The sequence below is a fragment of the Cryobacterium cryoconiti genome, from assembly GCF_004403065.1.
Lineage (GTDB): Bacteria > Actinomycetota > Actinomycetes > Actinomycetales > Microbacteriaceae > Cryobacterium > Cryobacterium cryoconiti.
Window position 1 is genome coordinate 202,110 of the sequence record NZ_SOHA01000028.1, and the last position, 7,241, is coordinate 209,350.

The window sequence follows — 7,241 nt, forward strand, 5'->3', positions numbered from 1 at the left end:
GGAGTGCGGCGCGGTCGGCTGCAGCGGTTTCGACACGCAGCCGCGGGGCACGGCAGGGCGGGCGGGCCCGGAGTAGTTTGGGGTCATGCCGGACACACAGCAAGAACAGACTCCCGCCTCCAGCGACACCATCGTCGTCGGGCACGACGGATCGGGCTATGCCGATCACGCCGTGGCCGTGGCACTCGACCTGGCCCAGCAGCTGCACGCGCCGGTCGTTCTGGTGCGTGCATGGTCCATCGACACGGCGCCGCGCCCGGCCAACTGGACGTTCGGCTATGTCTCCTCGATCGAGGAGTACGCCGGCGCGGTGCGCGAAGAACTCGTCGAGGCCGTGATGGCCGAGGTGGCCCGCCACCCCGACCTGAAGGTCGAATACCGGGCCGTCTATGCCAGCCCGTTGAAGTCCCTCGTCGATGCGTCCCGGGGCGCACGGATGCTCGTCGTCGGTTCCCGCGGGCGCGGCGGACTCAGCGGAATGCTGCTGGGCTCCGTGAGCGAGCAGTGCGTGCGGCACGCCAAATGCCCGGTGCTGGTCGTGCGCCCGAACAGTTAGCGGTGCCACCTCGGTCCAATCCGCCTCAGTCGGCGTCGATCCGGTTGCCCACGGCGAACCACGCCACGGCGCCGAAGACCGGCGCGCAGATGACGGCCAGTGCCCAGCTCGCCCGCGCCGCCTCATGAAGGTGGAACGCGCGGGTGATCTGCACCAGTGCCGCGATGATGAGGGCGATGCTCCCCAGCACCGCGAGGCCCCCGAGTCCGAGTGCGGCAACCTGCACCATGCTTGCGCTGTCGATCATCTGTGACCCCCCACATTGATTCCCCGGCGATGCATCCCCGCAGCAGACGGCGACAAACTCGCCGCGGCTGTCCCCCGTGAAGGCATCGTGAACCTAAACCATACCAAACAGTATCTTCCGCCGGGAGTATTCCCGGCGGATTGCTGGCCGGCGACGGATGCTTCGGCGAGCTGCCGGGCCAGCCTGGTCGGGGCGGTCGCTACGCTGGGACCGGGATCGAATCGAGGAGTGGCATGGCGCAGCAGCAACGGGCGATCGGAACGCGGGCGGCGATCATCCGCGGCGCGGCGCAAGCATTCCGGGAGCACGGCTACGGCAGCACGACCCTCGCCGGTCTGGAAGCGGCCGCCGGAGTCACCAAGGGCGCGCTGTACTTTCACTTCGCGTCCAAGGAAGCCCTCGCGCTCGCCGTGATCGAGACGCAGCACGAGTCGTCCATCGCCCTCGGCGCGGAGTATCTGGGGAGCACCCGGCCCGGGTTGGACGCCGCGATCAGAATGACGTTCGCGATGGCGAAGACCCTCCGGGACGACCCGGTGGTGAGCGCGGGCATCCGTCTCACCCTGGAGGCCTCCAATTTCTCGGTGCCCGTTGCGGCGCCCTACATCGACTGGATCGACATGTGCGGCCGACTGCTGCGGCGTGCGATCGACGAGGGCGATGCGGCCGCCGAACTGAACGTCGAGGCGGCCGCGCACTTCATCAGTCCGGCCTTCACGGGCGTGCAGACCGTGTCCGAGGTGCTCACCGGCCGGGACGACCTCTACCAGAGGGTGGAGGAGATGTGGACGCTGCTGTTGCCGGGCCTGCTCTCCGCCGCGCTGCCGGCCGAGCGTCGGGCGAACCTGGCCGCCCTGCCGGCTCTGCTGCGGCACGACTATGACGTGGCGGGCCGGACCCGGACGGGCCCGGCCGCTCCCGGTGCCTAGTCTTCGTCGCTGACGACGACCAGGTTCACGGCGATGTTGCCGCGGGTGGCACGCGAGTACGGGCAGACCTGGTGGGCGGCCTCGAGGGCAGCCTGGGCGGTGGCCTCGTCGATGCCGGGCAGCTGGGCCTCGATCGTGACCTCGAAGTCGAAGCCGGTGGCCATTCCGCCGATCAGGTTGACGGTCAGCGTGACGGCGGAGTCGGCCACGTCCAGCTTCTGCTGACGTGCGACCCCCTTGAGGGCGTTGTGGAAGCAGGCGGCCCAGCCGCTGGCGAAGAGCTGCTCGGGGTTGGTGCCGGGGCCGTTGTCGCCGCCCATTTCGGCGGGGATCGACAGGTCCAGCTGGAGCTTGTTGTCGCTCGTGACGACCTTGCCGCTTCGCCCGCCCCAGGAGGTCGCGGAGGCGGTGTAGACGGTGGTGCTCGTGGGGGTGGTCGTGCTCATGGTGTCCTCTTTCGGGGCGTGGCGGGAGAGACTGGGTGTGTGCTCCGCAGGAAGTGCTTCGTATTCGAAACAACTAGGGACGGTCGATGAGTATTCCCGAACCCGCGGTGACCCCCGCCGAGATGCAGGCCTGGGCCGCAATTTTCGAGACGTCGAACACCGTGCAGTACGCCGCCGACCGCGAGCTGCGGGGGAGCGTCGGGCTGTCGCTGGCGCAGTTCGAGATTCTGGCGCGCATCGGTGAGGGGCCGGGATCGGCGCGCCGGATGACCGATATCGCCGACGAGCTCACGGTCTCCCGGAGCGGTCTCACCTACCAGATCGGCCAACTCGAGCAGCGCGGCCTGGTGGAGCGGCGCCCGGCCGCCGGCGATGAGCGCTCGGTGATGGCCCACCTCACACCGGCCGGCCGGGACTGCCTGACCAAAGGCGTCCCCGGCTATGTACGGCTGGTGCGGGGCATGCTGTTCGACCGGATCAGCGCGGAGGATCTGGCGACGGTGACGAGGATTCTCGGCTCGGTGCGCACCGAGCTCAAGACCCAGCCGAAGCGGTCGACGTTCCGGCGGACGCGCGGGCCCGGCGGGAGCGCCACCACGCCCACACGGTCGTGAGGATGCGCTTGAGCACCACCGCGAGGCGGTGCGCGGCAGGGAACTCCGTGCCGAGGATCGCGATGCCGAGGAAGACGACCAGCCAGCCGGGGCCGGGCAGCGGCACCAGGATCAGGCCGATCACGGCCACCGTGGAGCCGAGCACACCGACCAGGACCCGGTAGACCCAGCGCAGTCGCGGATACCGGTCCACCCACGCGCGACTGCGGCGCAGGAAGCGCCGGATCGGGTGCCCGGAGCTGCGTCCGCTGTCGATGTCGCGCTGGAGGGAGACGGTCATGCGTTCAGGGTAAAGCGGGACGCTGGGAAGCGGCTGCGCGGGCATCCGTCGCCGCCGTTGCTGCCTGGGGCCGGGGCGTGGGGTCGGCCCCGGGGGTACTGTGTGCGGCATCTGGAGGAACATCCGGGTCAACTGGAGGAGACGAATCATGGCTGCAATTGCAAAGCGCGAACGCTTCGAGATGCCGGAGCCTGTGCGGCGCTTTTTCGAGGGTGACTGGGACGCCCCCTCACTGCGCGTGGAGGAATTCCGCGACGGTGACAACCTCGTCGTGAAGGCCGAAATGCCCGGCATCGACCCGGACAAGGATGTCGACGTGTCGGTCAGCGACGGCGTGCTGCACATCCAGGCGGAGCGGCAGGAGAAGACCGAGCACAAGGGCAAGGACGGTTACCGGAGTGAGTTCCGGTACGGATCGTTCACGCGCGACATCGTGCTGCCCCGCGGGGTCAAGGAAGAGGATGTCACGGCGTCGTACCGGGACGGCGTGCTGGAAGTGCGCGTGCCGGTGCCCGAGGTCACCGAGTCGACCAAGAAGGTGCAGATCGCCCGCAGCTGAGCCCGCACCGCGACCGCGACGCGAACCGCGCACTCACAGTGCCCGTTCCGGTCGAGAGTGCCCGGCAGGCCGGGCACTCTCGACCGGAACGGGCACTTTCATGGGTTGACGGGGGGCGCCGTGCGGCCCCGAATGGGGGACGCATTGCCGCGATTCTCTTGACTCGGTCGGCCTTAACCGGTTTAGTTGGTGATACCAAACCGGTTCAGGCTTGAACCAGGAGAGAAGAAATGACGTACATCGCTGTTCGCTCAGAGTCCCCCCGCACACGATCAATGAAAGCCGTGGCCCTCACCGCCGCGGTCTCGATGCTCCTCCTGGGAGCAGGAACTGCCGCGGCAGCCGCGGCTCCGCCGCCCGGAACCGCCGCTGCCGGGCTCGCCTCAGCGGCCGCCCTCAAGCCGAGGCCGGCCTCCACACCGCTGACCAATCTGTCGCACCTGAACTTCCTGCTCGACACCGTGCCGCTGACCGAGATCCCCGGGCACACCACGTATCAGATCGATGAGCAGCCCACCGCCCAGGCGCCGTGGACCTACTCCGACAAGAACGCCGACGGAAGCTACGGCCGGGTCGGTGGCGGAAGCCTCGACCCCGCGACCGGGCACTGGACTCAGGGTGCATACAACGCCGACGACGTGGCCCGCACGGCGGTCGTCTACCTGCGCCACTGGCAGCAGACCGGCGACGAGACCAGCCGCGAGCACGCGGTGCAGACGCTGCGCTCCCTCACGTACCTGCAGACCACGACCGGCCCGAACGCCGGCAACGTCGTGCTCTGGCAGCAGGCCGACGGCACTCTGACCCCCAGCGCCAGCCCGGTGGAACTGCCCGACCCGAGCGATTCGGCCGAGTCCTACTGGGTGGCCCGCACCGTCTGGGCCCTCGGTGAGGGTTACGCGGCGTTCCAGGACACCGACCCGGAGTTCGCGTCGTTCCTGCAGGACCGCCTACACCTCTCGCTCGACTCCCTCGAGCGCCAGTCGCTCGGCAAGTACGGCACCTACGACGTGGCCGACGGAGTGAACGTGCCGGCCTGGCTGATCGCGGGCGGGGCGGATGCCTCGGCCGAGGCCGCGCTCGGCCTCGCCGCCTATGTCACGGCCGTCCCGGACGACGCCTCCGCGCGCACAGCGCTGACCCAGCTCTCCGAGGGCGTCGCCGAGATGTCCGCCGGCTCCGCCACCGAGTGGCCCTACGGCGCGATCATGCCGTGGAACAAGTCGCAGACCCTGTGGCACGCCTGGGGCGGACTGGCCCCGGCCGCCGTCGCCACCGCGTCCACCGTGCTCGGGCGCTCCGACCTGCTTGGCGCCGCCGTAAAGGACGCCGCCCAGTTCACCCCGCAGCTGCTCGCCGCCGGCGGACCGGACAACGCCTGGAGCCCCACCCCGGGTGAGGCCCAGATCGCCTATGGCGTCGACTCCCGGGTGCAGGGTCTCGTCGCGACGGCGAAGGCCGCGAACGCTCCCGGTCTGCTCGACCTCGCCGCAGTGACCGCCGGCTGGTTCTTCGGCGCCAACCCGAACGGAGCCCCGGCCTACAACCCGGCCACCGGCACCGCTATCGACGGCATCGAGCAGGACGGCCGGATCAACCCCAACTCGGGCGCGGAATCCACCATCCATGCCCTGATGACCATGCTCACCCTGGACGCGAATCCGAAGCTGAAGGCCAAGGCCCTCGGCATCGACGAGACCGTCTCCACGGTGGGGCTCAGCGTTGTCGAGGCCGAGTCCGGCACCATCACCGGCAGCGGAGCCGTGGTCACGCCGCCGTCGTCGTGGACCGGCGAGGCCAACCTCTCCGGCGGCGCCTACGTGGCGCTGGCTGCGGGCGACTCGCTGAGCATCCCGGTTCCCGCCACCGACCAGGCTCGCAACGTCTTCCCGATCGTGAACCAGGGTGAGGCCGACTCCGGGACCACGACCTGGTCCTCCGCTTCGTCGGCGCTGGGCGCTACGAGTAACGGCGGCGCGGGCGCGCAGGGCATCACGGATGCCCCGGGACGCCTGATGCCGCTCTCGCTCGAGGAGGCACTGCCGGGCGTGGACACCGCCGTCGTCGGCGTTGCCGGTGGGGCGGCATCCGTTGACGCGCTGCTGATCCAGCCGCTGATCTCGACGATCACGGTGACCGGTTCGGCGGGGGAGTCCACGGTGTACGTCAGCGCCGCGAACGAGACCAGTGTGCGCACGGTCGTCGTGCCGCGCGGCTACAAGCTGGCGCAGCAGGCGTTCGATGCGACTGGCAAGCCTGTCGCATCCGTCGACAAGAAGGCCCCGAAGACGGGGGCCGTGACGGTCGCCGCCGGCGGGTTCACGGTGGCGAAGCTGGTGCGCAAGTAGGGCCGGTTCCCCGGTCCGAACACTGACCGTGCCCGTTCCGGTCGAGAGTGCCCGCTGTGCGGGTCACTCTCGACCGGAACGGGCACTCTCGCGTGGCGAGTGTCACTCGGGCTACGGCTGGGCCTAGGGCAGTGGCTGCGGATCGACGCCGAGCGTCGCGAGCATGGCCTCGACCTGGCGCCGGATCTGGTCCCGGATGCGACGCACCTCCTCGATCGGCTGCCCGGCCGGGTCGGTCAGGGCCCAGTCCTGGTAGAGCTTGCCCGGGTAGACCGGGCAGGCGTCTCCGCAGCCCATGGTGACGACGACGTCGGCGGCCTGCACGACGTCATCCGTCAGTGGTTTCGGGAACTCGTCCTGGAAATCGAGGCCGAGCTCCGTCATCACCGCCATCACCGTGGGGTTCAAACCCTTGGCCGGCGCCGAACCGGCCGAACGCACGTGCACCCGGCCGCCGGACAGGGCCTGGGTCAGCACGGCCGCCATCTGGGACCGCCCCGCGTTCTGCTCGCAGACGAACAGCACCTCGGGGACGTCCTTCTCGATCGCACCCTTGGCCTGGGCCAGCGCGGTCAGGCGATCCGTGGCGTAACGCCCCGTGTTGGTCACGAGGAACGCCGTGACCGTCGACGTGCGCAGCAGCGACGTGTACGACTCGAGCACATAGCGCTCGATCGTCTCGCCGCCGAAAATGCCCGAGAACCGCCGGGTGAGGTCAGCAGCCAGCCGCCGCAGGGACTCCTCGGGGAAGGCCAGCCCGGGCAGGGCATTGCGTGCGCTCAGATCGCTCATGGCGGGTCGAACCTATGCCTGGGCGGGCAGGATCTCGGCGAGCAGGGCCTGGATGCGGGCCTTGATCTCGTCGCGGATCGGGCGCACGGACTCGATGCCCTGGCCGGCCGGGTCGGCGAGTTCCCAGTCCTCGTAGCGCTTGCCGGGGAAGATCGGGCAGGTGTCGCCACAGCCCATGGTGATCACGACGTCCGATTCCTTCACGGCCTCGGTGGTGAGGATCTTCGGCACGTTGTGCGCGATGTCGATGCCCTCCTCGTTCATGGCCTCGATGGCGACGGGGTTGATCTGGTCTTTCGGCGCCGAGCCGGCGGAGAGCACCTCGACGCGGCCTTCGGACAGGGCCGTCATGTAGCCGGCGGCCATCTGGGAGCGGCCCGCGTTGTGCACGCAGACGAAGAGAACGGTGGGCTTTTCGGTCATGATCGGCATTCCTTTTTCATTTTCTGGGGGGGGGGGGGGGGGGGTTT

General features: G+C 69.5%; 10 protein-coding genes. 5 read left to right on the forward strand and 5 right to left on the reverse strand.

Going from position 1 to position 7,241, the window contains the following annotated elements; genetic code table 11:
- Positions 1–85: 85 nt before the first annotated feature.
- Positions 86–556, forward strand: a complete 471-nt coding sequence (locus E3T49_RS09890; RefSeq protein WP_134424736.1) for a universal stress protein — start codon at positions 86–88, stop codon at positions 554–556.
- Positions 557–581: 25 nt separating this feature from the next.
- On the opposite strand, the gene E3T49_RS09895 is transcribed toward E3T49_RS09890, so the two are convergent.
- Positions 582–803 carry a PLDc N-terminal domain-containing protein gene (locus tag E3T49_RS09895; protein WP_134424737.1) on the reverse strand — a complete coding sequence of 74 codons (222 nt, stop codon included), beginning with the start codon at positions 801–803 and terminating at the stop codon, positions 582–584.
- A gap of 233 nt (positions 804–1,036) precedes the next feature.
- Here E3T49_RS09895 and E3T49_RS09900 point away from each other — a divergent pair, with 233 nt between their 5' ends.
- Positions 1,037–1,732: a ScbR family autoregulator-binding transcription factor gene (locus E3T49_RS09900; RefSeq protein WP_134424738.1), complete on the forward strand. Its 696-nt coding sequence runs from the start codon at positions 1,037–1,039 to the stop codon at positions 1,730–1,732.
- On the opposite strand, the gene E3T49_RS09905 is transcribed toward E3T49_RS09900, so the two are convergent.
- Positions 1,729–2,178 (reverse strand): organic hydroperoxide resistance protein, encoded by a 450-nt coding sequence (locus E3T49_RS09905; RefSeq protein ID WP_134424739.1) that lies wholly within the window; start codon positions 2,176–2,178, stop codon positions 1,729–1,731. The genes E3T49_RS09900 and E3T49_RS09905 overlap by 4 nt on opposite strands.
- Before the next feature lie 86 nt (positions 2,179–2,264).
- On the opposite strand from E3T49_RS09905, the gene E3T49_RS09910 reads away from it, so the two are divergent.
- Positions 2,265–2,792, forward strand: coding sequence for a MarR family winged helix-turn-helix transcriptional regulator (locus E3T49_RS09910; protein ID WP_134424740.1), 528 nt, complete (start codon positions 2,265–2,267; stop codon positions 2,790–2,792).
- On the opposite strand, the gene E3T49_RS09915 is transcribed toward E3T49_RS09910, so the two are convergent.
- Entirely contained in the window at positions 2,713–3,072 is a 360-nt protein-coding gene (locus tag E3T49_RS09915) for a TIGR02611 family protein (RefSeq protein WP_134424741.1), read from the reverse strand. The genes E3T49_RS09910 and E3T49_RS09915 overlap by 80 nt on opposite strands.
- A gap of 148 nt (positions 3,073–3,220) precedes the next feature.
- Here E3T49_RS09915 and E3T49_RS09920 point away from each other — a divergent pair, with 148 nt between their 5' ends.
- Both E3T49_RS09920 and E3T49_RS09925 read left to right on the forward strand, forming a co-directional pair.
- Positions 3,221–3,631: an Hsp20/alpha crystallin family protein gene (locus E3T49_RS09920; protein WP_134424742.1), complete on the forward strand. Its 411-nt coding sequence runs from the start codon at positions 3,221–3,223 to the stop codon at positions 3,629–3,631.
- 230 nt (positions 3,632–3,861) lie between these two features.
- The gene (locus E3T49_RS09925; RefSeq protein WP_134424743.1) at positions 3,862–5,979 is read left to right on the forward strand and encodes a hypothetical protein; all 2,118 of its coding nucleotides are present in this window, start codon (positions 3,862–3,864) and stop codon (positions 5,977–5,979) included.
- A 123-nt stretch (positions 5,980–6,102) separates the two neighbouring features.
- On the opposite strand, the gene E3T49_RS09930 is transcribed toward E3T49_RS09925, so the two are convergent.
- Positions 6,103–6,771, reverse strand: a complete 669-nt coding sequence (locus tag E3T49_RS09930) for an arsenate reductase/protein-tyrosine-phosphatase family protein (protein WP_134424744.1) — start codon at positions 6,769–6,771, stop codon at positions 6,103–6,105.
- A 12-nt stretch (positions 6,772–6,783) separates the two neighbouring features.
- The gene (locus E3T49_RS09935; RefSeq protein ID WP_134424745.1) at positions 6,784–7,194 is read right to left on the reverse strand and encodes an arsenate reductase ArsC; all 411 of its coding nucleotides are present in this window, start codon (positions 7,192–7,194) and stop codon (positions 6,784–6,786) included.
- Positions 7,195–7,241 lie beyond the last annotated feature (47 nt).

Excerpts from the sequence above, each read along its gene's own strand:
- E3T49_RS09890 (WP_134424736.1), top strand. The coding sequence starts at position 86 with ATGCCGGACACACAGCAAGAACAGACTCCCGCCTCCAGCGACACCATC.
- E3T49_RS09895 (WP_134424737.1), bottom strand. The coding sequence starts at position 803 with ATGATCGACAGCGCAAGCATGGTGCAGGTTGCCGCACTCGGACTCGGG.
- E3T49_RS09900 (WP_134424738.1), top strand. The coding sequence starts at position 1,037 with ATGGCGCAGCAGCAACGGGCGATCGGAACGCGGGCGGCGATCATCCGC.
- E3T49_RS09905 (WP_134424739.1), bottom strand. The coding sequence starts at position 2,178 with ATGAGCACGACCACCCCCACGAGCACCACCGTCTACACCGCCTCCGCG.
- E3T49_RS09910 (WP_134424740.1), top strand. The coding sequence starts at position 2,265 with ATGAGTATTCCCGAACCCGCGGTGACCCCCGCCGAGATGCAGGCCTGG.
- E3T49_RS09915 (WP_134424741.1), bottom strand. The coding sequence starts at position 3,072 with ATGACCGTCTCCCTCCAGCGCGACATCGACAGCGGACGCAGCTCCGGG.
- E3T49_RS09920 (WP_134424742.1), top strand. The coding sequence starts at position 3,221 with ATGGCTGCAATTGCAAAGCGCGAACGCTTCGAGATGCCGGAGCCTGTG.
- E3T49_RS09925 (WP_134424743.1), top strand. The coding sequence starts at position 3,862 with ATGACGTACATCGCTGTTCGCTCAGAGTCCCCCCGCACACGATCAATG.
- E3T49_RS09930 (WP_134424744.1), bottom strand. The coding sequence starts at position 6,771 with ATGAGCGATCTGAGCGCACGCAATGCCCTGCCCGGGCTGGCCTTCCCC.
- E3T49_RS09935 (WP_134424745.1), bottom strand. The coding sequence starts at position 7,194 with ATGACCGAAAAGCCCACCGTTCTCTTCGTCTGCGTGCACAACGCGGGC.